This is a genomic window from Bacillus cereus group sp. RP37 (assembly GCF_040459695.1).
Taxonomy (GTDB): domain Bacteria; phylum Bacillota; class Bacilli; order Bacillales; family Bacillaceae_G; genus Bacillus_A.
In genome coordinates, this window is sequence record NZ_JARVHP010000001.1 from 4,805,935 (window position 1) to 4,832,016 (window position 26,082).

The following is a 26,082-nucleotide window of genomic DNA, read 5'->3' on the forward strand; positions in this document are numbered from 1 at the left end:
TCACACATAAAAAATCAAATACTCGAGAGGAGATGCATGATCATGAACAAAAGTAGACGGATTGGACTCATTATGATTATTACAGGAGCTACCTTATGGGGATTATCTGGCCCGATGATTCAGTGGCTATTTCAACATACTAACGTATCATCAATCGATTTTTTAACAATTCGCTTGTTGCTTGCTGGAATATTTATTTTATTTTTCTTACTTATAAAGAAACAAAATATTTTTCAAATTTGGAAACACCCTAGATATGCTATACAACTTATTATTTTCTCTATTCTGGGCATGCTCGGTGCGCAATACGCCTTTATCGAAACGGTTCATATTAGTAACGCGGTCACAGCGACATTATTTCAATTTCTTGGTCCTGTTCTTATTACTATTTATGTTGCATTTGAGCAAAGAAAATTCCCTGCTTCTATGCAACTACTCGCAATTATAACTGCGCTAACGGGGACGTACTTTATTATTACAAACGGTTCAATTGAAAATATCGTTTTATCGAAAGAAGCCATTATTTTTGGCCTATTAACAGCAATTGGATTTGCATTTTATACCCTTCATCCAGCTTCTCTTATTAAAGAATGCGGTACAACTGTAGTAATTGGCTGGGGGATGTTAATCGGTGGCATCGCCCTGCTTATTTGTAATCGCTCGTTTGGATGGAATCAGCTTTCACAAACTTTTACACCAAAAACCTTTTCTATGCTTATTCTTATCATCATAAGTGGCACTCTTTCTTTCCTCCTTTATATCGGTAGTCTGAAATATTTAGCAGCTACAGAAACAAGCATTTTATCTAGCATTGAACCGCTAGTAGCTGCCATCGTTTCAATCACTTGGCTAAATCAACCCTTTGGATCCTATCAATTATTAGGCGGCGTATGTATCGTTCTTTCGGTTATTTTCTTAACAATGCCTCAAAAAGAGAGAGAACCCACCTTTTCAACTGAGCAAATATAAAAAATGTCAAAAGAGGTCGTACAAAACTTACGGCCTCTTTTAACGTTTTAAAGGAATTGTCCCGCCTTCTAGCAAATACAATTACACTAACAATAAAAATTAGGAGTGTGGCACCATGAAAAAAATCGGAACTATGCTACTTTTCTCCTTTCTCATTACTGGCTGTGCGCAAGTGCAACCCGATTCAAATGTACCTAAAAAAGAAATACTAGAAACGTCATCCTCTCAAATTAACGCACCTTCCTTTTTTCATCTTAGTGTTTTAAAAGATGTAAATTGGGAAGAAGCCCCATCCTTCGTAGAAGGAAAAATACCGTTAAAAGGTATCGAAGAAAAAATCGCAATGGCTGATAGCCCTATTATCGCAAATGAACAAAATGAAATAATGTGGTACTTTCTAGATCCTGAAATGCCAACAGGAAAATTATCTATTATTGCGCTAAAACAAGGATCTGTAACTCCAACACAAGTACTCTTTCAACAAGAAACTTCCAAACAAACTTGGACTGCTTCAAATACAATCGATTCTACTACAAACGAACTCCCTCTCACTATGTCACTACCTTCATCTGGATTATGGGTATTAAATATATATGTGAATGAAAAATATTATGATCAGTTTGTAATTACTGCTGAGTAAGTTAATAAAACTAATATACTTCCTTGCACCCACTGAATTTTGAGCGGGAGTCTTACTGCCAGCAAATAACGAGATGAATAGTGGAGGAACATCAATAATTCTACACTTCTTCATTATTTTAATTTCTTACCTCAAAAAAGCAGTGCCTTTTTAGGCACTGCTTTTAACTATTAATAACTTGGCATTTTCGTAATCTGTGCCACTCCTGAATCAATGGCTGCTTTTGCTACTGCTTCTGCAACACTCGGAACAACTCTTTTATCTAATGGATTCGGGATTACATAATTCGCATTACGTTCTTCGTCCGCAATGATGTTAGCGATCCCATATGCTGCCGCTAATTTCATCTCTTCTGTAATATCAGTCGCGCGCACATCTAACGCACCGCGGAATATTCCTGGGAACGCCAATACATTATTTACTTGATTCGCATAATCCGAGCGCCCGGTTCCTACTACAGCTGCCCCAGCCTCTAATGCATCCTCAGGGAAGATTTCTGGAACTGGATTCGCCATTGCAAACACAATTGCTTTCTCATTCATCGTCTGTACAAGTTCTTTCGTTAATACGTTAGGTGCAGATACACCGATAAAGATATCAGCCTGATGAATCGCTTCTTTTAACGTTCCACGCACATGTTCTCGATTTGTCTTTTTTGAAACTTCAATTTGTGCTTCGTTCATCCATGCTTCACCTTCACAAACAATACCTTCTAAGCTAACTAACGTAATGTGCTTTGCACCAGCCTTTAATAATAATTTTCCAATTGCAATTCCTGCCGAACCCGCACCGTTAATAACAATTTTCACATTATCCATTTGTTTGCTAACAACTTTTAATGCATTAATAACAGCTGCTAAGACGACAATAGCTGTTCCATGTTGATCATCATGGAATACAGGAATATTCGTTTCTTCTTTTAATCTTTTTTCAATTTCAAAACAACGCGGTGCTGCAATATCTTCTAAATTGATTCCTGCAAACGTAGGCTCTAAATTTTTCACAAGGGTAACGATTTCATCCACATCCGTTGTTCCTAAACATAACGGGAAAGCATCTACATTCGCAAATTTTTTAAATAATATACTTTTCCCTTCCATAACAGGCATAGCCGCTTTCGGTCCAATGTTTCCTAAACCGAGTACCGCTGTTCCATCTGAGACAACTGCAACCATATTACCACGTGCTGTATAGTCATACACTGTTTCTTCATCCGCCGCAATTGCTTTACAGGACTCCGCTACACCTGGTGTATATGTCAGGCTTAAATCATCCGCTGAATTTACTTCTACCTTACTTGTAATCTCAATTTTCCCTACTAACTCTTTATGTAATAACAATGATCTTTCATTAATTTGATTTTCTAACATACTTATAATCTCCCCTTAATTTGACAAGCTAGCTATATGAATATAGCTAGCTTGTTTGATCATGAAAACATTTTTAATAAAATTGTCGCCGTTACAACCATTGCTGCCCCGCCTAAACGTGTTGAAATTTGCGCAAACGGCATTAATTCCATACGATTTGAAGCTGATAAAATAGCAACATCTCCAGTTCCACCTAAACCACTATGGCATCCCGTTACAATTGCTGATTCAACTGGATACATTTTCATCACTTTCCCTACAAGAAAACCTGATGCTACCATTGTAAGAACAACTGATGCGCACACAACAACATATCCTACTGAAAGAACTGCTGCTACGTCTTTTAGCGGAATATATAGCAATCCTAGTCCAACCATTAACGGCCAAGTTAAATTCTTTGAAATAAATTTATATAAATGGAATGCTCCTTGCTCCATTTTTGCTGGCATTAATTTAAAGTATTTCACAAGTGCTGCTGAGAAAATCATAATGATTGCCCCAGGAATACCGATGAACTTAGAAGCAAATCCTCCGAAGATGAAGAACGTACACGCAATTAATAAACCTGCTCCCATTAATGAGAAGTCAATTGGCTTCTCTGTATTTTGTTCTTTTAATAACTCTGCTTGATTGTCTGTTTTCACTAATACACCGTTACCACTAAGCTCCGGTTTCTTCTCACCTAAACGCTTCATATATCCTGCACTCACGATTGCGAACATATTTCCAATAATAGCCGCTGGAATAAGTTGTGATACAAACGTTGCTGATGATTCATTTAAAATATCACTATAAGCTAGCGATAATGGTAAAATCCCTTCCCCAATACCACCACTCACAATTGGTACGATGATGAAGAAGAATGTTTGCTTCATTTCAAATCCAAATAGTGAACCGACCAATAATCCTACTGCTACAGAAGCTAACGTCCCTACTACTAAAGGTATAAACATACGAACGAAACCTTGTACTAATACTTTACGATTCATTCCTAAAATACTTCCGACTACTAAACAAGAAATATATAAATATAAAAAGTTCGATTTTTTCATTAACATAGTCGCAGCTTCCATTGAAGCTGGATTCATCCAGTTAAAAAATACAAGTAATGATGGAACAAATAATGAAAGTATTGCCGGACCGCCGATATTTTTTAAAATTGGAATTCTCATTCCAATGTCGCCTAAGAAAATACCCATGATCATAATAACTGCAAATCCACCAATCATATCTGCTGGCAATTTATTATATACAGATGCCCCATAAATAATAGCAGCCAATACTACATATAACGGTAAAGGTATAACACCGATTTTTACATTCATAATTTTAGAAGCGAAAGATTCTCTTTGTACTTCATTTTCTCCAGAAAATGATACCGCTTCCACATTCTTTTGAATTCCCATATGGCACCTCCTTGTTTTCTTAATAACAATATTAAAACGCTTTCAATAGTAAAAATAGTTTTTGTAAGTTTTGTAATTGATTTTGTAATTAAAAAAAGTATAAGCGACTTATAATAAGTCGCTTATACGTAAAACTCTATTTTATTTTGGTCAATACATCTTAATTTACTCACTGGTCTTCCTACATGTTGATACACCATTTCGTTTTCTAATACTCCAATTTCAGTCAAAAACATTACATACTTTCGAATAGAAACCCTTGAAACACCAACTAATTGCGCCATTTCCTCTGTTGTAAATGCTCGTCCATTCAGCGACTCAATCTTCTGCCAAATTAATTGCATCGTTTGCTTCGTTAATCCTTTCGGAAGCTCTTTAGTGACAGTAGGCTCTCTTTTTTCTTTTTGCAAAATTAACGAATCTAATTCCGATTGACTAATTTTTTGTTGTTCTTTCATGAAAGTAAGCTTTTCTCGATATATAGTTAACGCCTTTTTAAATCGTTCAAATGTAAATGGTTTAATTAAATAATCTACTACACCATATTGTAATGCTTTTTTAATGCTCCCCATATCATGTACAGCTGAAATCATCATAATATCGATTTCTTTTTCTTGGTTCCGAATATACATTAAAAGCTCAAATCCAGTCTCTTCAGGCATAAAAATATCAAGTAATACTAAATCTACTCGTGATTCCTCTAATACTTCTATCGCTTCTTTAACGGAGTTAACTGCTTGAACAAGTTCAAACCCTCCTACTTGCTCTAAATAATGCGTATTTAACATTGCTACCATCGGGTCATCTTCTACAATTAAAACTTTAATCATATTTGCCTCTCATCCCTACCTTTAGGTATTTCAATTGTTATCGTTGTTCCCTTTCCTACTAATGAATGCATATGAATTTCCCCATTTATTCGCTGTATACTTTCTTTTACAAGATACAAACCATAACCACGGTTATCTCCCTTTGTGGAATAACCTTTCGTAAATAATGCCCCTATTTCTTCTTCTGGTATACCTTTCCCCGTATCTTGTACTGTAATGATTAATGTATCCCCATATTGTATCTCAAGTTCAACTTGCTTCTTTTCACAATTCGTCACTGCCTCTAATGCATTATCAATTAAATTTCCGACAATCGTAATTAGTTCATGAATAATACTTTCATCATCTATTTCCGGCATGTAAGAATCTTCACTTATGATTAATTTTATATTTTTCTCTCTAGCATAGCTAAGTTTCCCAAGTAAAAAACCAGCAAATACTGGACTTTTTATTCTCTCCATAACCCCACCAATTTCATATTGATGCTCTGATACCATACCGCTTATATATTTCTGTAATTCTTCATACTGCTTCATGTGTGTAAGTCCTAATACGACATGCATTTTATTCATAAATTCATGCGATTGTGCCCGTAATGCTTCCGCATATAGTCTAATACCAGTTAATTCTTCTGCTAATTTTCTAACCTCTGTTTTATCACGAAATGTTGCAATTGCACCAACTATTTCTCCTTTTACATATAAAGGAACACGATTCGTCACAATCGTAATTCCATAAATATTTTGTTCTTCGTTTAATTGTACCTCTCCCGTTTGTAATACTTCTTTTATACGTGAATTAGGCATATACAACTCAACATCTTTACCGATAAAATCTTCTTCAAGTCCACTTTTCTTAAACAATCGTTTTGCCTCATTATTTATTAAAGTTACATTAGCTTCTTTATCTACAGCAATAATACCTTCCTTTACAGATTGTAGCATCGTATTTCTTTCTTCAAGAATTTTCGCTATCCTGTGAGGTTCAAGACCAAATAAACTTTTCTTTATATGTCTAGCTAATAATATTGCTCCTATAATTCCGACTAGTACTCCAACTCCGACACCAATGTAAATGATATATCTACTTTCCTTAACTCTCTCTTTTACATTATCTGCTGAAATACCAACGGCCACCGCTCCAAGTTGTTCACCTGTTTCAGAAAATACAGGTACAAACACTCGCATTGAAATACCTAAAGTTCCTTCTGCCAGCGATACATGTTCCTTTCCTTTCAATGCAGGCCCTTCATCTCCCCCAATAAAATGATGGCCTATTTTTTGAGGATTTGGATGTGATTTTCTTATTCCATTCATGTCCATAACTACAATAAATTGAACACCTGTGTTTTTTAATATTCTATTTGTATACGTTTGGATTGCAGAAGTATCTGCTTTCCCAATCAAACCATCGATTACAATTGAATCATTCGCCACAATGTGTGCAATTGTTTTTGCTTTCTCTGCTTGGCTATCCTCCGTCGTCCGTTCTACATTATGACTAATTAATATATCTGTCACAAGTAAAGAAAAAATTACAACTGTACAAACTAACAATGTAATCGTTTTCCATAAATTCCATAGTCTTTTTCTTTTTTTCATCCCGTTAATGACTCCCCTAATTGCTGAATAGAAAAATAAGTAAGGTGAAAATAATATCACCTTACTTATCTGCTGTTATTATACTTTAAATTTACTAGTCATGGCTTGTAGTTCTTCGGCCATCCCAGCTAAGTTTTGCGAAGCTGAACTAATTTCTTCCATTGAATTCACTTGTTCTTCTGTTGAAGCAGCAACACTTTGCATACTAGCTGTATTTTCTTCTGCAGCCGCTGCAATTTCATCAATAGCATTTGTCACTTCATTTGCATCTCCAGCAATTCTCTTCGTTGTTTCTACCATTTGATTAACTTGAGAAACAATATGTGTAGTAGAACTTAAAATTTCCGTAAAACTTGCTTTCGTTTTTGTTACAACATCAAGGCCTTGTTGAACTTCTCCATTCACATTATCCATCGCCTTAACAGTATGTTCAATATCCGCCTTAATTTCTGCAATTAAATTTGCAATCTCTCCAGATGATTCTCCTGATTGCTCCGCTAATTTTCTAACCTCATCAGCTACAATAGCAAACCCTCGGCCCTGTTCACCTGCTCTTGCCGCTTCAATAGCCGCATTTAAAGCTAATAAGTTCGTTTGAGTAGCGATGTTTTGAATCGCTTCAGAAATAGCTCCTACCTGCTTTGATTTCTCATCAAGAAGTTTAATAATAGCATCTGACTCGGATACCGATCTAGAAATAGACTGCATTTGTTTTGCTGTTTGTTCAACCAATTCTTCCCCTTCTTCAGCTCTTTCTCTCGCATGTAATGAGGAGATAGAAATGGATTCCGCGCTTCCAGTTACATCTTGAATTGCTGTATTTACTTGTTGTAATGTAGCCGCACCTTCTTCAACACCTTGACTTTGTGATTCAGCCCCACCTGATACTTGTTCCATTGCAATTGTAATTTGATCTGTCGCATCATTTGCTTGCTGTACGCTCGCTGTTAACTCTTCAGCCGATGCAGCGACATGTTCTGCTGAAAAACTAATTTGAGTAATCACATCTTGTAAAGAAGCAGACATTTCATTAAATGAATTCCCTAATTTCCCTATGTCATCCTTGGAATGGATTGTAATTTTCTCTGTCAAATCTCCCTTACTAATTTTATGTGCCGAGTCAGCTATTTTTCTTAATGGTCTTGTAATAGACTTTGTAATGAAATAAATTAATACACTACCACATACAATAGCGATAGCAATGACAATCAAAGTCTTATAAAACACTGGATTCGCAGCTTGAGTAATTTCTTCGTCGAACATAACTCCAACTACTTTCCATCCTGTTTTCTCATTTGTTGCAAAGATTAAATTCTTTTTATCACCTTGTTCTGTATAAGACACATTTCCTTGTTTTTCTTCATAAATTGGTTTAATCCACGGATCAGTAACTTTTGCACCTGGTTTTCTAGATGGATGACTAACAATTTGCTTATTTTGATCTAGAATAACTGCATAACCTTTTTCACCAATGTTAATCATTTTGGAAATTTTTAAGATGTTATCTAAATTTAAGTTAATTCCTATAACACCTTTACCATCTTTTACTTCTTTAGCAATTGTCACTACCATATTTTTAGTAGATGCTGATTGATATGGTGCAGTAACAATTACTTTCCCTTTATTTTCATGTGCTTCTTTATACCAAGATCTATCTGTTGGATTATACCCATCAGCCATTTGGATAAATGGTTCTCTTATAAACTTTCCCGTCTGTGTTCCAATATAAATACCTTCTACTTCTGGATGGAGTTTTATATATTGAGCTAACTTCGTTCTTACTATTTCTTCTTGTCCGTTTGGATATGTATCCTCTGTTAAGACGTCTGCAAAGTATGCTGCATCAACAAATTTCTCTTCTATATTTTGAGAAATAACAGTATTTAAAATCGAAATGTTTTCCTTTGCTTTACCTGTAATTTGTTGTTCAAAATTTGTTTTGGCAGTTTGATATGAAACACCACCGATAATAAGTCCTGGTATAGTTAAAATAAGAAAAAATGAAATGATTAATTTTTTCTTGATACTCATACATTTAACCCAGTTAAATATTTTTTGCATAATAAGCCTCCTTTATGTAATGTGAATACTTGTGTAATTTTATACAATTAACATATATAAAACAATATATAATGATAACATGTATTTTTTTTGTCAATTATGCGTTTTTTCATATTCACTACTTCTAAAGATTTAATCATAAAAAATAAGAGAACTTCAGCTTATATAATAAGCTGAAGTTCTCTTATTTCTTAACAAAAACTTCCCTTACAATTCTTTACATCTATTTCTTTACTAATTCATTTAGAGCTTTTCACATAACTAATTGCCTGACTCCCCATTTGTACCCATGCCTCTTCAAAGTTTTCTCTTGGCACTTTTACATCTAGGCTATCCTCGAGAGGATCTCGAATATATACAAATTCCTTATCATATCCAATAAGCACTACACAATGTTCATTATACGTAATAGAAACATCTCCACTATTTGTTTCCCATGTAGTAAATTCATCTTCATCTAATGGCTCAAATGTTGCATTTGTAATCATGACTACCGGCTGTCCTGATTTTACACTCTTATAAAGTTCTTCTATACTCTTTCCTGTTAAGTCCACAGATTTGTTAGGTAAATACTTTTTCGCTAATTGAAAGAGTGGTCCATGATATACACCATATCCAGATTCAGAAAACGTATAAATATTTCCTACAAATCCTTCATTCGGATTCCCACGTACACCATCTTTCATAAAATCAACTTTCTTTATTTCATTTGCTAATTTCATCTTATCCACTGTAATACCTGCGTATTGTAACATCATCGCTAAGCTCGTCACTTCACAGCCTCTATCTAACTCTGGTAATTGCTGAATTAAAGGAACATTTGATAAGATAATCTTTTCATCATTATTACTAAATTCCGCTTCTTTTCCATTTTGTATATTGAAGAATGTTAACTTCTCCATATACTTTGTAATTCCATTTGTATATACATTCCATACTGCTATAGATAGTAATACTATACATATATACCACTTAAACCTCCGTATCACTCTCACGCCCTTTTTAGTTCGTTAAATAAGAATAAAACGCGTCAGCATCCGTTCGAATCACCGGTATAAAATTTAGTTCTTTTCCTTTTTCAGGCTGATTCTTTTTTATTTTTTCTGCTAATTCTTGAACGTTCATATTCATTTTGTCCATATTAAGCTCATCCGCCATTTGTAGCACTTTTTGTTCATTAATTTCGCTTAATACTTGATATATATCTTTACCATACAAATCAATATGATAATTTTTTGCTTCTTCCTGCACTTTTTTTTCGTACACTTCTTGCGCTAACGCTTCTATCTCTTTTCCTTTTTGTGAAATACCTAACTTCCCTGCTTCCTCTCTTACTTTCGTTCCGTAGATTTCTTCCGCAATGTCCTCTATTTCTTTTCCATTTGTCGAAATACCTAATTTACCCGCTTCATCATTAATTTTAATCGTATTAATTTGAGTAATTAAATTTACAATAGATGTATTTTCTATAGATATGCCTAACTTTAACGCTTCTTGCTTCACTTTTGTTTCATAGATTTCTTCTGTAAGAGTTCCAACATCTTTTCCTTCAATTGAAATGCCTAACTGTTCTGCTTCCCTTCCTACTTCTGTTTCATGGATTTCTTTTTCTAGCGTAATTTGTTCTTTTCCTTCCGTTTCAATACCTAGATTCTCCGCCTTTTCTTCTGTATGCACCGCATGTATCTTTCCATTATTTAATTGCTCTTTACTGCGTTGCGTGTAATCTGTCTTTCCTTTTGATGTTTCAGAAGGAGAGGCACCCCCTAGTATGCTTAAGCTCATTACTCCAATAGTGAATACCGTCATCATTTTCTTTTTCAAAATTAATTCCTCCCTCTTACACTTTCTTTTTCATCATTCCCTATACATAATTGAAATAACATTTTGGTCGATATAATCTGCTCAAATACATTTTTATAATCGCTTCTTTATGCGACGAACTTTCTGTATATAATACATGTTATAAATAGTTTCTTAACTTTCCCTTAAAAAAGACGACCTTGTAAAAAACAAGATCGCCTTCTAACTCATATTCTTTGATTTTTAGGTAGGTTCACTTCAAAACAAGTCCCTTCTCCCCATTTGCTCTCTACTGATATTTTCCCGTAATGCTTTTCTACAATCCAATTCGCGATTGAAAGGCCTAATCCCGCTCCTTCTGACGCACTTCTCGCTTTATCTCCTTGATAAAAACGATTAAATAATTTTGGGATGTCCTCATCTTCCACTCCTATCCCGTCATCTTTCACTCGTATACGAATCGAGCTATTCGTTTGCGTACAATCGATTTGTATATGCCCACCTTCATTCGTATACTTCATCGCATTATCTAACAATATGACCATCATTTGATGGATTCTCTCTCTATCACCCATAAATGATACGTCATGCTCCACTTTCAATATCATCTCTTTTTCTTGATAGGAAGCAATTTCCTTATATGGATCTACTATCTCTTCTAACAATTTATCCATTTCAAATATTTTCTTATCCATCTCAATTTGATTAGAATCAGAACGTGCTAGCAATAATAAATTACTAACGAGTTTCGATAACCGCCTACATTCTTTTGAAATTGTAGAGATATCCATTGCTTTTTCTTCTATCGTAGCGGATGGGGATTGGAATAACACATCCGTCTTTGATTGAATGACTGCAAGTGGCGTTCTTAATTCATGTGATGCATCAGAAACAAACTGTTGCTGTTTTTCCCATGAATTTTGAATGGGTACGAGTGCTCTACCAGCTAAGAAAAAGCCAATTCCTATTGCACATAGACTTCCTATGCTACAGCCAATAACGAGAATTAAAAATAAAGTATTTAGCATCTCTTCTTCAGCTGTTATATCGCGTACGATTTGAACTATTTTTCCATCTTGTTGAAATGCAAACGTTCTAAAATATAGCCCTTGCACTTCTATATCTTGCAAAGAACCTGACTTTTTTGGAGCAAACATTTCTAAGTTTTCTTCAAAAATAAGACGGAATTTTGGATTTCCCGTGCCTATCTCCACAGTTTTTCCACTCCAAGTTAACTTCATTATCCTAGGATCCCCAATTGGAGGATATCCCCTAATTTTTTTAGTTATTTTTTTATCATCTGAATTTTCTCTATGCTGAACGGCTTTGTCTATCGATGTATCTACTTCACTATAAATACGATTATACGTGTACGAATAAATAATACTACCTAATACGCCTATCAAAATGATAAATACTAATGAGTTCAATATAGTCAATCGAATACGCGTCTTCTGAAACATGCTTCCCTTTTTCATTGTTCTTTTAATATATATCCAATACCTCGAACAGTTTGAATATCTTTCTGATAACCGAATGGCTCTAATTTTTTACGTAAATGATGTACATACACTTCTACAATTGCTACTGTCGTATCTGAATCAAATCCCCAAACACGATCAAAAATTTGTTCACGCATTAAAATCTTTCCGCTATTTTGAACAAGGTACTCTAGAAGCTCATATTGTTTTAATGTTAACTTCATACTTTGTCCATCTACTTGAACGTCTTTATCTTTTCCGAACAGTTCAATCCCTTTATAACGAATAGTCTGCTTTGTTGTTAAACTACCGCTTCGTCGTAATAAAGCACGAATTCTCGCTTTTAACTCTGGAGCCTGAAATGGCTTAACGATATAGTCATCCCCACCAAAGTCCAAGCCTTTCACGCGATCTTCTAAAGAATCTCTCGCTGTCAAAAATAGGACTGGTGTTTCAATCTTTTCATCACGTATTTTTTGAATTACTTCAAAACCGTCCATTTCTGGCATCATCACATCAAGCAAAATGGCGTCATATATATTTTGTAATGCTAGAAATAATCCATCTTCTCCATTCAATGCTGTATCTACTTCAAATTCATCGCGTAATATTTGGACAATAGACTCTAATAAAGAAGCATTATCTTCTACTACGAGTAAGCGCATATTCTCACCTTCCACCATAATGTTCAATCCTATTTATAATTATATTTTAACGTTTTTCTCAATATAAAATTTGAAAGATTTATTATAAAAATTCTTTCTTAAATTTTTCTTAATAAAAAATTGAAAGAAATAAGACTCCCCTTATCTCTTTCAACTTTTTACTACGTATACCTTTTTACTCGGCAATTCTAAACAATTTAGCTGGCCACCATATACAGCACCGCCATCAATCCCTATAATACGATTACTACCAAAATACACGCCGCAATTCTCACTACCATGAAGTGTTTTTGTTTCCGTATGGCCGAATACAACAACCTTTTCGCCACTATATCCATTATGAAACTCATTACGAATCCACATTAACGTATATGGTTCACATTCCGAAACTCGCTTCAATGGCTCAACACCAGCATGTACAAATATATACTCTTCTATTTCAACGTAATGATCTAATTCTTGAATAAACTTTACATGTTCCTTTAAAACATTCGATTGTAAAATTGGTTTTTGGAAGGCTTCTTCATTAACCACAATATCTTTTTCTGCAAATCCATAGCTGTATAAAGTCTTATCTCCACCATTCCTTTTTACCCAATGGTTCCATGAACGTTCCTCATCAGTCGTTAACGCTTTAATCATCATATCTTCATGATTGCCCTTTAGGACGAGGGCTCCCTCTTCTTTTAACTCTTTTACCTTTTCAATTACAGCACGCGCATTGGGACCACGATCTACATAATCCCCTAATAAAATTAATTGATCCTTTCTTGCATCGTATTGAGCTTCTTCCAATAACTGTTCGAACTTTTCTATTTCTCCATGAATATCACTAATAACAAGAATCCTTTTCATATTATCCCCTTCTTTCTAAACCACTCTCTTTCTAATTATAGTTCAAAACAACAGAAATTTCTGAATCCATATTCAAAATCACGTTTCTTACAAATAAAACGATTATCCTTACAACAATGTAAGTCTCTTGTCATCCAATTCGATAGTTACAATTGCTATATTTCCTTATACTAAAAGTAAGAAATGAGACAAAAAACAAGGAGAGATGAGAAATGAAAAAAGTGATGGAAGTTGTAGTAGCAGTGGCAGAGGTTTTCGTAAATGGCAAACAAGTTGCAATGGAGTTAAACAAATAATGAAAAGGACAAGATTCATTCTAGACCCTTTACTCATATAAAAGAGATAAGACTTCTTCATTTTTTTGATCCCTTATCTCCTTGTAAAAAAGCCGTATCCTTTTGGGATACGGCTTTCTCTTATTTTTGACTCGTACGAGCTGAAATACTAATTGCTCTATCTGTTGCTTTTGCAGCTTCATCTAGCGCTTCTTTACTATTCTTTCCGTCATACATTGCTTCTAATGCTTTTACAACCGCATCCCTTGATTCTGGGAATACACTAATTAATGCTCCTTGAGTTGCTGGAGATTGCTTCGTCGCTTGTAATTGTTCTACTGTTACTTTTAACTGTGGATATTTTTCATATTGCTCTTTTACTAATGGTTCATTATATGCATCCGGATTAATAGAGAAATAGCCTGTTGCAGTATGCCATTTTGCTTGTACATCTGACTTCGTTAAATATTTCATAAAGTCCCAAGCACCTTGTTGCGTTTCTTCTGAAACCATATTCGTCATCCATAATGATGCTCCACCAATAACAACGCCATTTTGTTTCGAATCCTCTGGATACGGAATATACGACACACCTACATTAAACTTAGATGCATCAATTAAGTCGCGAACACCAGCTGAAGAATCTAAATACATAGCAACTTGCCCAGACTGGAAAGCGGCACGAATATCATCCCAACTTGCTCCATACTTTCCAAGTGCACCAGCTTTATTTAATTCATCTAACATTCCAAATACTTTTTGTCCTTCTTTACCGTTAAATACCGCTTTCTTTGCAGCATCTTTACGACCATTTTCATTATCTACATATAAAGCGCCTTGTGTCGCTAACAATTCTTCAAAGAACCAACCATAATTTAGCATTGAGAATCCATATTGTTTTACATTTCCGCCTTCTTTAATCGTTAACTTTTTCGCCGCTTCTGTTAATTCCGCATATGTTTGCGGAGCTTTCTCTGGATCTAATCCAGCCTTGGCAAAAGCATCTTTATTATAAATTAATACCGGTGTAGATGAATTAAATGGCATAGAATACATTTTTCCATCAACTGAATAATAATTTGTAATTGCTTTTTCCAACTTTGAAGTATCATACTTATCTTTTTTTATCCAACTATCAATTGGCGTAATCTTTTTGCTATCAATCATATATTTTGTTGTAATTTCACTCGACTGAACAAGAGCTGGCGCTTCTTTCGTAGCAGACATCGTTCTAAATTTTGTTAAAGACTCTTCATATGTCCCTTGAAACTCTGGCTTTATCTCGTATTTATTTTGTGACTTATTATAGTCTGCAACAAGTCCATCTAATACACCTTGTGTTTTTCCACCCATCGCGTGCCAGAAACGAATTACAGTTTTATCCCCATTTTTTTCGACTGGTGCTACTTTTGCCTGCGCTTCAGGTTTCCCCTCCGTTTTACTATTTGAACAAGCGGCACTAGATAATGCCATTGTTGCTGCCATTAATAGAACAGCACCTTTTTTAACTAAATTCATTTTACATTCACCTTCTCTTCGTTATTTAATTGCACCTTTTGTTAACCCTTGTTGTAATTGCTTTTGCCCTACAAATAGTAAAATCAATGTTGGAATTACAATAACCGTAACACCGGCCATTACACTTCCCCAATCAGTTGCAACTTCTTGAGACTGAAGCTGCTTTATACCAATTTGGACTGTTCTCACTTTTTCATCAGTGGTCACTAAGAGTGGCCATAAGTACATATTCCATGTTGTTAAAAAGCTATATACTCCAAGCGTAATAAAACTCGTTTTACAATACGGAATTACGACGCGAAATAAAAACTTTACATTTCCAATTCCTTCAATAAAAGCAGCTTCTTTCAGTTCATTCGGAAGCGTCATAAAATGTTGACGGAGTAAGAAAATACCGAAAGCTGTTGCAAAAAACGGTACTGTCATCCCAGCAAAACTATTGATCCAACCAAAGTTTTGAATCGTTAAAAAGTTAGGTACCATCGTCGCTTCCCACGGAATAAGCATCGTTGAAATAAACAGGAAGAAAATAAAATTTCTTCCTTTAAACTGAAGAAAGACAAAAGCATAAGCCGCTAAACTTGATATGATAAGTTGTCCAATCATAACGACTGTTGATACGATTAAACTGTTATATAGGTATGTAAAAAGCGGTACTTTTTGAAAAATATTAATAAAATTATCAAAAGTAAATTGGGTCGGAAATAACCTTCTCATTTGAATATCATCTGGTGTCATAAAGCTTATTAAAAACGCATAGAGTACAGGAAAAAATACCATTACTGCACTAATAATGAGCAGCATGTATAATAGGAAATTTTGTTTCCACTGTTTAACGATCATTTATAATGCACCTTTCTCTCAGCAAACTTGAATTGAAGTAATGTAGCAATGAAAATGAAAATAAATAATACCATCGCTTGTGCACTTGCTGTTCCAAATTGATGATTCACAAATGCCTCTTTATAAATCGAATACACAATTAAATTCGTTGCATCATTTGGCCCACCGTGCGTTAAAATATCAATTTGTCCAAAGCTTTGAAACGCACTAATTAACGTTACTGTCACGATAAAGAATAAAGTTGGTGATAGCATCGGTAATGTAACACGGCGAAGCTTATATAAATAGCTAGCACCATCTATAGATGCACTCTCATATAAAGACGTATCAATATTTTGTAAACCACCTAATATAACTAAAAATGCAAATCCTGTATTCACCCAAACCGTTGTAACCGATACAGAGAACAACGCCCAATCTGGACTCGTTAACCATGCGATTGCAGGTAGATTCATAGAGGCTAATATATTATTAAATAACCCGACACTTGGATGAAACAAAAATAGCCAAATCACCGCACTAGCAGCTACTGATATTCCCATAGTGGAAGAAAATAACACACGGAATAACCCAATACCCCTTACTTTTCCATTTGCAATCAATGCAAGAAATAAAGCGATTATAATACTCGTAGGCACTGTATATACAACAAATAATAAAGTTGACTTTATGCTTTTGTAGAAAGCAGGATCAGAAAATAGGTATTGATAATTTTCTAATCCAACAAAAAGATTAGCTTCTCCGTGTATATCTGTTAAATAAAAGCTATAGTAAATCGTTCTAAATAGTGGATAGAAAAGAAAAATTGAAAACAGTAAAATAGATGGTACCAAAAACAATAATCCTACTCTTAAATCTTTCGTTCTACTCCATAAATTCTTCTTTTTTGACACTTTTGCTTGAGCTGGTAACTTCCCTACTTCAATCATTATTTCGCCACCACTTTCAACTCTTCTTCAGCTACCACTTTTAACCGTTCATTCGTATTTTGGTGAAAGAAGCATAACTTTTCTTGCGAGAATAATAATTTTACTTTGTCACCTTTGTTCAGGAGTAGCTGTCCAATGACTTTCGCACTCCAAGTTGTTCCATTTACCGCGAAATTTAATATAGATTCATTCCCTAATACTTCTACAGATTGTAGCGTCACTTCTTGCCCTTCCTCAGACAGTGCAATATGTTCAGGACGCATACCTATTCGAATAGCTCCTTCTGGTAATTGCTTTAACTGTCCAATAGATAACGGAACTTGCAATTGTCCTATATGTAATACGCCTTTTTCTTTGTCCACTTCCCCATCATTTATATTCATCGAAGGAGAACCTATAAAACTTGCAACAAATTCATTCGCTGGTTCGTTATATATATCAAGCGGTGTTCCAACTTGCTGTATGCTTCCTTTATTTAAGACCATGATACGATCTCCCATAGTCATCGCTTCTATTTGATCATGAGTAACATAAATCATTGTAATTCCTAGACGTTGCTGAATTTCTCTAATTTCAATCCTCATTTGCGCACGTAATTTCGCATCTAAATTTGAAAGTGGTTCATCCATTAAACAGATCGGTGCTTGACTCACGATTGCCCTAGCAAGTGCAACACGCTGTCTTTGTCCCCCCGATAACTGTCCTGGCTTCATTTTCACATACTCTTTCAGTCCTACCATTTCAATTGCTTCCATTAATCGCTTTTGTCGCTCTTCTTTTTGTACTTTTCTTACCTTAAGTCCGAATAAAATGTTTTCTTCTACAGATAAGTGTGGATATAGTGCATAATTTTGAAATACCATTGATAGATTACGGTCTTTCGGCTCTAAATCATTTGCAACATGTTCATTAATAATTAAATCTCCCGAGGAAATCTCTTCTAAACCAGCGATCATTCGTAATAGTGTACTTTTCCCACATCCTGAAGGTCCAACTAAAACAAAAAACTCGCCCTTCTTAATGTGAACCGATACACCTTTAACCGCTGTCTCTTCCGCATTTTTATACACCTTTGAAACATTTTTCAATTCAATCACAAGATTGCACTCCTTTTTTCTTCTTGTATCCATACTTCATAATGACTCGTTGAAATCGCACTTGCTCCTGCACGAATAGCAATTTCCGCATCTTCTCGTGTTTGAATTAGTCCGCCTGCAATAATAGGAAATTCTATTTCCTCTGCTAACTGCTTAATAATGGAAGGCATAATACCAGGCATAATCTCTACCGCATTCGGTTTAGTCGTTTTACAATTCTCAATTGATTTTGTAAGAGACAAAGTATCAACAATAAAAATGCGTTGAATCGTTTTTAATCCAATTTTATTAGCATTTCGAATTGTCGAGCCTTTTGTTGAAATAATGCCTTGCGCCCCAATAACATCTTGAATATACAAAAGGGCTTCCTCTGTATTTGTATTTAAACCTTGTATAAAATCACAATGAAGAAATACATCATGTCCATGCTTCTGTAATTCATATACACGCTCTGGTAGCTCCAGCATTGAACCAGTCATAAGAAAAACTGTTTTCGGTAATTTTTTATATGTTTTGTACTCTTTCCAATCCTTTATCATCGCAATATAAGGTTCCTTGAACATTTATTCCACCTAGCTTTTCTATTTTTATCCAAACTAAAAACACCTACTTACATAGAACACCTTTCTCCTTATTTGAACTCTAGGAAATAGAGCACACCTAAGAAAGTGGCACGTTATATGTAAGCGGGTGTTCTCAAATGTTCTCTACCCTAGTTATTTTGTTACCTTTACTATATTACGCATTTATTAAGTCAGTTTTGATAGATTGTTAATTAGGTGTTAATCGAATGTTAATATTCACCATATATTTTTAACAATAATCTAGATATACGAATAATCCCCAACAGCAAACAACTCTCTTTAAAATTTAAGTGATATGCAAATTCATTCCATAATTAATCAGTTTTAGTTTTCTCGCAACTGCTTGTGAGGCATAATTATCCCAAGAAGTACTATAAAGTGGAATGCGTTTTTCTTCTTGTATTGATATCGCCCAGGCTGTAACAACATCAGTACCATATCCATTCCCTTGAAACTCTGCTAAAGTTTCCACACTTGCCTCAGCAGCTACAGACGTACTCCTAGCACTGCAACATATAGAAACTACCTTTTCATTTTTTACAATTGCAAAGTAAGGTTGCCTCCATTCCATCTGTTCTATTAGATTAGGAAAATTTTCTCGCAAAAGCTCTTTATTCTTCTCTGTTATTTGTATTGTTCTAGTTGGCTTATGTAAATTATGAGAGAACATGAAAGCAGGGCCCATCCAAATATTTTTCACTGTTCTTTCTTCATTTAATACATCAATGATTTTTGCTATCTCTATATGATTTGAAGGTTCTCGAATTAATTTCTCAATCTTACCTACCGTTTCATCATCCAGATCACAATGATATCTTGTTATACTCCCTTCACGAGTTTTGCCAAGAAAAAAACGTGGTGCTTTCGGATTTCCTTGTTCATTTACACATTTCATTTTCCCTACTTGATTATGAACAAATAAAACCTCTACCTGAATTGCTATTAAATCAAGTTCTGAGAGCCTCATTTATATCCTCCTTAGTGACTTCCATATACCATTCATAATCTATTTTTCATGCCCAAAACAAAAATCCCATTCAAATACACATTACTGAATCCATCATACTAAATGACTTTTTCATTCTGTCTATCTAAATGAGATTATTTCGTACTTTTTATTTCTTTGTTTTGTTATTCCACCGGTTGTGGTTGCGGCTGTACGACTTCATTCGCTCCAGCTACCCTCAACATATTTGCAATATCTTTAAAACCTCTTTTTTCAGCATATTGCAGTGGCGTAATATTTTCCTTATTGGCCATATTTACATCTGCCCCGTGGTCAATAAGCATTTGAATTACTTTCTTATGATTTTCACTACCATTTCCTAATACGATTGCTTCTACTAAAGCTGTTCCACCACGAGCATTTCTATAATTCACATCAATATCTGTATGCTCTAATAATTCTTTTACAACCTCTACATGGCCACGTTCAGATGCAGAAATGAGTGCTGTTCCACCTGATTTAGTAATTTCATTCGTATTAACCCCTGCATTAATTAGTAGCTTTACAATGTCTGTATATCCTTCTCTACTTGCATAAAGAAATGGATTACTTTGTTTCTCATCTTTACTTTCAATATTAGCACCTGCACCAATTAATGCCTTAACTGTCTCTACATGATTTTGATACGTTGCTGCAAGGATAGGCGTTTCTCCGTTGTCACCTTCTACGTTTATATTGGCTCCATCTTGAATCAGCTTCATAGCTGTTTCTGTGTCTCCAAGAGTCGCAGAAAGTAGCAACTGTTTGTCCATTAAATTTATACTTTTTTCTTCTTTAGATTCTTCCTGTTCTTTATGCTTTTCTTTTTTCTTTTCGTTTTTCACATGAACCGGTTTCGATTCTGGCTCCTCTTGCTTATCGCAAGCCACTACCGTCATTAAAAGTCCTAATAACATACATAATAAAATTTTTTGTTTTCTCACAACTACAGCTCCTATGAAAGATAATGTTTTCTTAACCATTCCTCCATCACATACAATAACTCTTCTTGAGTACATTTATCCATAAGTTCTTTATATTCCTTCTTTAATCGGATTATCTAAACTTATACCTATGTTTCTCAACCTATATTAGCGAAGCAATTAGTTTAGCACGATTTTACCGCATTTGTATACATTTCTAAAAAGTGCATAAATGATTGCTTTAGGTTACTATATTCCATTGTAACCGTTCTTCTAAAAATTTTACACCTTTTCTATATTTGCACCTGAGTAATAATAAAAAAAGGACAACTATATAGTTATCCTTTTCTATTATTAATGATGTCCACCGTGATTTCCCTTTTTCGGGTTCCCCATCATTTCTTTATTCATTTCCCATTTATGCTCTGCTAGCTCTTTATATGAAAGAACTTTCCCTTTGTAGTTAGACACAAAGCTCTCTGCATCCTTTTTATTTTCAAATGAAATAACATTATAAGCCATCGGTGTTGTTATTGTTTTATCATATACGTAAGTCGCATCTTCTAATGAGATCCACTCTTTCGAATCATAATCACGAACAAATTTCTCTTTCGTCTTTTCACCTGGATTAATCTCCATCCATTTATACATACAACCAATATCATCAAATTTTAATGCTTTTCCATTTTCTAAAATGATTTCTGTTGCAAATTGATTATCTATTACCCCAATTTGGCAAATATCACATTTATCATGTTTCTCATCGATTGCCACAGCCTCTGCTTGTTTTTTACCACATCCTACTATTGTAAAGACAAAGAATAAGCATATAGCAAGCATGACATACTTTGTTCTCATTTTATTTCCTCCCTAACCGTATCTTCCACAAGGAGCATATCAAAAAGTTGTGTGAGATTTGTGAAAAAATAATGTGCTTTTTGTAATATAAGGAACAAAAAAGATGTGTAGCCATTTCTACACATCTCTCATCATTCACAACCTGTAATTAATAAATCGTCTTCTAACGTAACTAATAATGTATTTGTATTAATTTGCTGCCCAGCAACTACATTTACTAATCTTATATTTCCACTGATACCGACTGCAACTTTTTCAAGCTCACCATTATTTTTTCGAATCATCATTAATTTTTCCCACTCATATACGTAAGAAGATTCATTAACAAAAATCTCTTCTACTTTTCCCTCATAAGAACTATAAATTTCTTCCATTCTCGTTTTCATATAAAATCTACTCCCTATTTCACACTTCAATATTTTCATCTTATTCTACCATTCTTACGGAGAGCTGCTTACCTTTTTAAAAATTCAAATTAACTACCGTGAACAAAATGACCAAAATAAAAATTATGCTTCTAATGATGTTATTTTTCAAATTATTTACCATTTGAATAAATGCTTTTATGATAAACAAAAAACATTTTTTCTGAATTTTCATTACATTTTGAAAGCGTAATCATTTTGAGGGGGAGATTACATGTTAGCACTACTTGGATTTGCGATGGTATTTGTCTTTATGTTTTTAATTATGACGAAACGTATGTCTGCACTAGTAGCATTAATATTAATTCCAATTACTTTCGCATTAATTGGTGGTTTTTATGCAAATATGGGACCTATGATGTTAGAAGGCATTCAAAAACTAGCACCTACTGGTATTATGCTTATGTTTGCTATTTTGTATTTTGGAATTATGATTGATAGCGGTTTATTCGATCCTGTCATTAGTAGGATTTTAAAATTTGTAAAAGGAGATCCTTTAAAAATTGTTGTTGGTACAGCAATTCTTACTATTATCGTTTCATTAGATGGTGACGGAACAACAACGTATATGATTACTGTTTCCGCAATGTACCCTCTATATAAACGCCTTGGAATGAATCCACTTATATTAGCTGGGGTTGTTATGTTAGGGGCAGGAGTGACAAATCTTACACCATGGGGCGGACCGACAGCTCGGGTTATGAGTGCTCTTGGACTAGACGCATCAGAGCTCTTTACACCACTTATACCAGGAATGATCGCTGGTGCAATTTGGGTAGTTTTCGTTGCTTACTATCTTGGAAAAAAAGAAAGAAAACGATTAGGAATTATGGATGTACAATATTTAAAACAAATGCAAACGATGGATGAGCAAGCTGCAACAGTGGAAGCTGCCGTTCATAAACGTCCTAAGCTTCTATGGATTAACTTTTTATTAACTGTTACCTTACTTGTCTGTCTCATACTAGAAATTATGCCGTTACCTGTTTTATTTACAATTGCTTTCGCTATTGCTGTTATGCTTAACTATCCGAACTTAGAACAACAGAAAGAACGTATTGCTTCTCACGCTGGAAACGTATTAGCGGTTGTTTCTCTCGTATTTGCCGCTGGAATTTTCACTGGTATTCTATCAGGAACAAAAATGGTAGATGCAATGGCTCAAAGTGTAGTCACTCTTATACCAGACGCGCTTGGGCCACAACTACCAATTATTACAGCTCTTCTTAGTATGCCGTTCACATTTTTCATGTCCAATGATGCATTTTACTTCGGAGTATTACCTATTTTAACGAAAGCTGCTGCTGCTTACGGAATTAGTGCAGCTGAAATGGGACGTGCTTCCTTACTTGGGCAACCTGTTCACTTATTAAGCCCTCTTGTCGCTTCCACTTATTTATTAGTCGGAATGGCCAAAGTTGATTTTGGTGAACATCAACGCTTTACGTTACTTTGGGCAATTGGAACGACAATGGTGATGTTGATTACTGGAATTGTAATTGGGATTATTCCAATATAAGATAAAAACAGTAGAGGACATAATATCCTCTACTGTTTTTTATTATGAAGAAACAAGAAAATACCTTCTTTCCGGTCTCCCTACACTCCCATATGTAAGCTCCGCATGTACTTTCTTTCCAGATATTAAATACTCTAGATAGCGCCTCGCTGTTGATCGGCTTACCCCAACCATCGAGCTTAACACTTCTGCTGTAATTCCTTCTTCATTCACTGTTAACATATGCTTTTTTATTTTTGCTAAAGTTAAAGGATCTATCCCTTTCGGAGCATATTCCATTTCATTTCCCTTTACGCCTCTTTGAGACCATAAATGTTCTATTTGTTCTATAGATAATTGATTAGTTTTCTTTAACTGCACAATCTTTTTTTGGTAACTTTCCAAACTCGCTTTAAATCGGTCAAACATAAGTGGCTTTACGATATAGTCTGTTACTCCGCCTCGTAGAGCATGTCGCACTACATCTGTTTCCGATGCAGCTGTAATCATAATAATATCTGTATCATGTAAATTATTCCTAATATATGTGACAAGTTCCGTTCCTTGCATATCAGGTAAGTACACGTCTAATAAAACGAGCTGTGGCTTCACAAGATCTAGCCATTCTTTCGCTTGTTCTCCAGTCGTTGCTGTTCCAATTACTTTAAATCCCTCAATCTTTTCAGTAAAACGACGATGAATGTCCGCAATTCGAATATCATCTTCTACAATCAATACTTCAATCTCCTCACCCATTACAATTCGCCTCTCTCTTTTGGTAATGCAATAATAAACAATGCACCACCTAAATCCCCTTTTTCGATTGCAATACTTCCATTTAAATCTTCTACTAACTCTTTTACTTTTGCTAATCCATATCCTCGCTTCCCGCCTTCTTTCGTCGAGAAGCCTTTATAGAATATGCTAGTAATGACTTCATCATGAATCCCTTGTCCTGAATCTTCCACTTCAATTACAATTTCTTCTCCGATATCAGTTACAAACATTCTGACCTTCTTATCATTCTCTTCATTTCTTTCAATCGCTTCAAATGCATTCGTAATTAAATTTCCTAAAATAGAAACGACATAATTGCTCTCAATGTGCGGGCTTAATTTGTCTAAACTACTTTCTCGATCTAGCATAAAATCAATCTTCAACTCTCTTGCTCTATTATAAAATCCAATTAAAATCCCACCTAACCATGGATTTTGAATTCGCTTCATAATAAATTGAACAAAATCTTGATATACCGCTGTTTCCTTATGAATAAGCTCTAAAGCATCTTCATATGATTCTAACTGGATAAGTCCTGAAAGCGTATACAATAAATTGTTATATTCATGCGTTTGCGCTCGCAATGCCTCTGTATATTGCTTCGTCTGAGACAATTCTGCTGTTAACTGATCCATTTCAGATTTCAACCGTAAGCTCGATACAACGCCAGTTACTTTATTCTTTACTTTAATAGGTAGACGGTTCGCAATCACAGCCTGCCCTTTTATATTTAATTGACGATCAAACTGTTCTTCACCAGTTTGAAGTACATCTAGTATCGTTGAATTAGGAATTACATTTAAAATAAATTCTCCAATAATATTTCGTTGTTCATCTAGCGAAAGAATATCATAAGCTGCTTGATTGACTAAGCTAATCATGCCCTTTTGATCAATGACAATAATCCCTTCACGTACAGATTGAATCACTGTACTATGCTCTTCATATAAAGAGGAAATTTCTTCTGGCTCCATCCCAAACATCATTCTTTTTATACTTCCTGCTAAATATATAGAACCAATTATCCCGATTAAAAGACCTATTATCGTAATCCAAAATACACGCTTTCCATACACTTCTACCGCTCCATGAATATCATCCATTGAAAATCCAACAGACACCACGCCAATAATTTCATTTTCCTGATTACGGATTGGAACTTTGCCGCGTAATGAAGGGCCTAATGATCCAGTCGCTTTCGAAATATAAGATTTTCCTTCTAATAGAACTCCTTTGTTATCTCCACCAACCATTGCTTCTCCTATTTTATCTCGCTCAGGATGTGCATAACGAATCCCTTCCTTATTTCCAACTACAATAAAATCAGCATCCGTATCAATTCGAATTTTTTCTGCAATTGGCTGAATAATAGAAGCTGGGTTTTCTCTTTGAAAAGCTTCCTGAATTTCTGGTATCACAGCAACTGTTTTTGCAACATGCAAAGCCCTTTTACCAATTTGCTCTTCTACCGTTTCAGATAATATGTAATAAAATAAATAACTCGTTAACAGAAGTACAACTAGAATAAGTGTACTAATCGTTAATGTAATTCTCGGTTGTAGTTTTAATTTTTTAAATTTCAAAACCATTCCCCTAACATGATTAAAGATGGAATTAAAAGAAAATACAGTCTTTTATAGTTACACTTAATCATAACACGGTTACTCTATATTTCTTTATTTTTATCTT

General features: G+C 34.7%; 24 protein-coding genes and 1 pseudogene. 3 read left to right on the forward strand and 22 right to left on the reverse strand.

The genetic code is table 11. From position 1 onward, the window contains the following. The first annotated feature begins 42 nt into the window (after positions 1–42). Complete coding sequence (locus tag QCI44_RS25345) at positions 43–969, forward strand: DMT family transporter (protein ID WP_088083208.1); 927 nt, start codon at positions 43–45, stop codon at positions 967–969. A gap of 115 nt (positions 970–1,084) precedes the next feature. Further along, on the forward strand, positions 1,085–1,609 hold the full coding sequence (locus QCI44_RS25350; protein ID WP_016089370.1) for a DUF4871 domain-containing protein: 525 nt from the start codon (positions 1,085–1,087) through the stop codon (positions 1,607–1,609). A gap of 170 nt (positions 1,610–1,779) precedes the next feature. On the opposite strand, the gene QCI44_RS25355 is transcribed toward QCI44_RS25350, so the two are convergent. From QCI44_RS25355 to QCI44_RS25445, 20 genes and pseudogenes are all read right to left on the reverse strand, one after another. Then, a complete protein-coding gene (locus QCI44_RS25355) occupies positions 1,780–2,979 on the reverse strand; it encodes an NAD(P)-dependent malic enzyme (RefSeq protein WP_016133578.1) in 1,200 nt (399 codons plus the stop codon). Positions 2,980–3,038: 59 nt separating this feature from the next. Further along, the gene (locus QCI44_RS25360; protein ID WP_016133577.1) at positions 3,039–4,385 is read right to left on the reverse strand and encodes a 2-hydroxycarboxylate transporter family protein; all 1,347 of its coding nucleotides are present in this window, start codon (positions 4,383–4,385) and stop codon (positions 3,039–3,041) included. Positions 4,386–4,507: 122 nt separating this feature from the next. Continuing rightward, complete coding sequence (locus QCI44_RS25365; RefSeq protein WP_016089372.1) at positions 4,508–5,215, reverse strand: response regulator; 708 nt, start codon at positions 5,213–5,215, stop codon at positions 4,508–4,510. Next, complete coding sequence (locus QCI44_RS25370) at positions 5,212–6,816, reverse strand: sensor histidine kinase (protein WP_016089373.1); 1,605 nt, start codon at positions 6,814–6,816, stop codon at positions 5,212–5,214. Before QCI44_RS25370 ends, QCI44_RS25365 begins: the two co-directional genes overlap by 4 nt. Positions 6,817–6,894: 78 nt before the next feature. Beyond that, entirely contained in the window at positions 6,895–7,842 is a 948-nt protein-coding gene (locus QCI44_RS30655; RefSeq protein ID WP_437435021.1) for a methyl-accepting chemotaxis protein, read from the reverse strand. Then, positions 7,834–8,877, reverse strand: a pseudogene (locus QCI44_RS30660) (HAMP domain-containing protein); the annotation flags it as partial. The pseudogene QCI44_RS30660 and the gene QCI44_RS30655, both read right to left, overlap by 9 nt. Before the next feature lie 239 nt (positions 8,878–9,116). Next, positions 9,117–9,866, reverse strand: coding sequence for a C39 family peptidase (locus tag QCI44_RS25380; protein WP_016089375.1), 750 nt, complete (start codon positions 9,864–9,866; stop codon positions 9,117–9,119). Positions 9,867–9,879: 13 nt separating this feature from the next. Next, the gene (locus QCI44_RS25385) at positions 9,880–10,701 is read right to left on the reverse strand and encodes a hypothetical protein (RefSeq protein WP_016089376.1); all 822 of its coding nucleotides are present in this window, start codon (positions 10,699–10,701) and stop codon (positions 9,880–9,882) included. Positions 10,702–10,907: 206 nt separating this feature from the next. Continuing rightward, a complete protein-coding gene (locus QCI44_RS25390; protein WP_016089377.1) occupies positions 10,908–12,143 on the reverse strand; it encodes a sensor histidine kinase in 1,236 nt (411 codons plus the stop codon). A gap of 11 nt (positions 12,144–12,154) precedes the next feature. Beyond that, positions 12,155–12,826: a response regulator transcription factor gene (locus QCI44_RS25395; RefSeq protein ID WP_001238626.1), complete on the reverse strand. Its 672-nt coding sequence runs from the start codon at positions 12,824–12,826 to the stop codon at positions 12,155–12,157. 150 nt (positions 12,827–12,976) lie between these two features. After that, the gene (locus tag QCI44_RS25400) at positions 12,977–13,681 is read right to left on the reverse strand and encodes a metallophosphoesterase family protein (RefSeq protein ID WP_016133574.1); all 705 of its coding nucleotides are present in this window, start codon (positions 13,679–13,681) and stop codon (positions 12,977–12,979) included. 416 nt (positions 13,682–14,097) lie between these two features. After that, complete coding sequence (locus QCI44_RS25405; protein WP_088083206.1) at positions 14,098–15,474, reverse strand: ABC transporter substrate-binding protein; 1,377 nt, start codon at positions 15,472–15,474, stop codon at positions 14,098–14,100. A gap of 21 nt (positions 15,475–15,495) precedes the next feature. Next, positions 15,496–16,317 (reverse strand): carbohydrate ABC transporter permease, encoded by an 822-nt coding sequence (locus QCI44_RS25410; protein WP_088083205.1) that lies wholly within the window; start codon positions 16,315–16,317, stop codon positions 15,496–15,498. Then, entirely contained in the window at positions 16,314–17,246 is a 933-nt protein-coding gene (locus QCI44_RS25415) for a carbohydrate ABC transporter permease (RefSeq protein WP_088083204.1), read from the reverse strand. The genes QCI44_RS25410 and QCI44_RS25415 overlap by 4 nt, the downstream gene beginning before the upstream one ends. Beyond that, on the reverse strand, positions 17,246–18,343 hold the full coding sequence (locus QCI44_RS25420) for an ABC transporter ATP-binding protein (protein WP_142291955.1): 1,098 nt from the start codon (positions 18,341–18,343) through the stop codon (positions 17,246–17,248). The genes QCI44_RS25415 and QCI44_RS25420 overlap by 1 nt, the downstream gene beginning before the upstream one ends. Next, positions 18,340–18,906, reverse strand: coding sequence for a glycerol-3-phosphate responsive antiterminator (locus QCI44_RS25425; protein WP_088083202.1), 567 nt, complete (start codon positions 18,904–18,906; stop codon positions 18,340–18,342). The genes QCI44_RS25420 and QCI44_RS25425 overlap by 4 nt, the downstream gene beginning before the upstream one ends. A gap of 307 nt (positions 18,907–19,213) precedes the next feature. Continuing rightward, entirely contained in the window at positions 19,214–19,894 is a 681-nt protein-coding gene (locus tag QCI44_RS25430) for a GNAT family N-acetyltransferase (RefSeq protein WP_088083201.1), read from the reverse strand. Between the two features lie 164 nt (positions 19,895–20,058). Further along, positions 20,059–20,931 (reverse strand): ankyrin repeat domain-containing protein, encoded by an 873-nt coding sequence (locus tag QCI44_RS25435; protein WP_142291954.1) that lies wholly within the window; start codon positions 20,929–20,931, stop codon positions 20,059–20,061. Between the two features lie 258 nt (positions 20,932–21,189). Beyond that, the gene (locus QCI44_RS25440; RefSeq protein ID WP_016133573.1) at positions 21,190–21,693 is read right to left on the reverse strand and encodes a nitrous oxide reductase accessory protein NosL; all 504 of its coding nucleotides are present in this window, start codon (positions 21,691–21,693) and stop codon (positions 21,190–21,192) included. 131 nt (positions 21,694–21,824) lie between these two features. After that, positions 21,825–22,079 (reverse strand): hypothetical protein, encoded by a 255-nt coding sequence (locus tag QCI44_RS25445; protein ID WP_016089382.1) that lies wholly within the window; start codon positions 22,077–22,079, stop codon positions 21,825–21,827. Positions 22,080–22,332: 253 nt separating this feature from the next. Here QCI44_RS25445 and QCI44_RS25450 point away from each other — a divergent pair, with 253 nt between their 5' ends. Beyond that, positions 22,333–23,637 (forward strand): CitMHS family transporter, encoded by a 1,305-nt coding sequence (locus QCI44_RS25450; RefSeq protein ID WP_088083200.1) that lies wholly within the window; start codon positions 22,333–22,335, stop codon positions 23,635–23,637. Positions 23,638–23,679: 42 nt separating this feature from the next. Here the strand turns inward: QCI44_RS25450 and QCI44_RS25455 are convergent, their stop codons facing one another. Then, positions 23,680–24,372, reverse strand: coding sequence for a response regulator (locus QCI44_RS25455; protein WP_016089384.1), 693 nt, complete (start codon positions 24,370–24,372; stop codon positions 23,680–23,682). Next, on the reverse strand, positions 24,372–25,982 hold the full coding sequence (locus QCI44_RS25460) for an ATP-binding protein (RefSeq protein ID WP_098485860.1): 1,611 nt from the start codon (positions 25,980–25,982) through the stop codon (positions 24,372–24,374). Before QCI44_RS25460 ends, QCI44_RS25455 begins: the two co-directional genes overlap by 1 nt. Positions 25,983–26,082 lie beyond the last annotated feature (100 nt).

Coding starts and splice junctions, on each gene's coding strand:
- QCI44_RS25445 (WP_016089382.1), bottom strand. CDS start 22,079: ATGAAAACGAGAATGGAAGAAATTTATAGTTCTTATGAGGGAAAAGTA.
- QCI44_RS25450 (WP_088083200.1), top strand. CDS start 22,333: ATGTTAGCACTACTTGGATTTGCGATGGTATTTGTCTTTATGTTTTTA.
- QCI44_RS25370 (WP_016089373.1), bottom strand. CDS start 6,816: ATGAAAAAAAGAAAAAGACTATGGAATTTATGGAAAACGATTACATTG.
- QCI44_RS25395 (WP_001238626.1), bottom strand. CDS start 12,826: ATGCGCTTACTCGTAGTAGAAGATAATGCTTCTTTATTAGAGTCTATT.
- QCI44_RS25360 (WP_016133577.1), bottom strand. CDS start 4,385: ATGGGAATTCAAAAGAATGTGGAAGCGGTATCATTTTCTGGAGAAAAT.
- QCI44_RS25365 (WP_016089372.1), bottom strand. CDS start 5,215: ATGATTAAAGTTTTAATTGTAGAAGATGACCCGATGGTAGCAATGTTA.
- QCI44_RS25355 (WP_016133578.1), bottom strand. CDS start 2,979: ATGTTAGAAAATCAAATTAATGAAAGATCATTGTTATTACATAAAGAG.
- QCI44_RS30655 (WP_437435021.1), bottom strand. CDS start 7,842: ATGTCTGCTTCTTTACAAGATGTGATTACTCAAATTAGTTTTTCAGCA.
- QCI44_RS25425 (WP_088083202.1), bottom strand. CDS start 18,906: ATGTTCAAGGAACCTTATATTGCGATGATAAAGGATTGGAAAGAGTAC.
- QCI44_RS25460 (WP_098485860.1), bottom strand. CDS start 25,982: ATGGTTTTGAAATTTAAAAAATTAAAACTACAACCGAGAATTACATTA.
- QCI44_RS25435 (WP_142291954.1), bottom strand. CDS start 20,931: ATGTACTCAAGAAGAGTTATTGTATGTGATGGAGGAATGGTTAAGAAA.
- QCI44_RS25350 (WP_016089370.1), top strand. CDS start 1,085: ATGAAAAAAATCGGAACTATGCTACTTTTCTCCTTTCTCATTACTGGC.
- QCI44_RS25430 (WP_088083201.1), bottom strand. CDS start 19,894: ATGAGGCTCTCAGAACTTGATTTAATAGCAATTCAGGTAGAGGTTTTA.
- QCI44_RS25405 (WP_088083206.1), bottom strand. CDS start 15,474: ATGAATTTAGTTAAAAAAGGTGCTGTTCTATTAATGGCAGCAACAATG.
- QCI44_RS25345 (WP_088083208.1), top strand. CDS start 43: ATGAACAAAAGTAGACGGATTGGACTCATTATGATTATTACAGGAGCT.
- QCI44_RS25400 (WP_016133574.1), bottom strand. CDS start 13,681: ATGAAAAGGATTCTTGTTATTAGTGATATTCATGGAGAAATAGAAAAG.
- QCI44_RS25410 (WP_088083205.1), bottom strand. CDS start 16,317: ATGATCGTTAAACAGTGGAAACAAAATTTCCTATTATACATGCTGCTC.
- QCI44_RS25440 (WP_016133573.1), bottom strand. CDS start 21,693: ATGAGAACAAAGTATGTCATGCTTGCTATATGCTTATTCTTTGTCTTT.
- QCI44_RS25390 (WP_016089377.1), bottom strand. CDS start 12,143: ATGTTTCAGAAGACGCGTATTCGATTGACTATATTGAACTCATTAGTA.
- QCI44_RS25455 (WP_016089384.1), bottom strand. CDS start 24,372: ATGGGTGAGGAGATTGAAGTATTGATTGTAGAAGATGATATTCGAATT.
- QCI44_RS25415 (WP_088083204.1), bottom strand. CDS start 17,246: ATGATTGAAGTAGGGAAGTTACCAGCTCAAGCAAAAGTGTCAAAAAAG.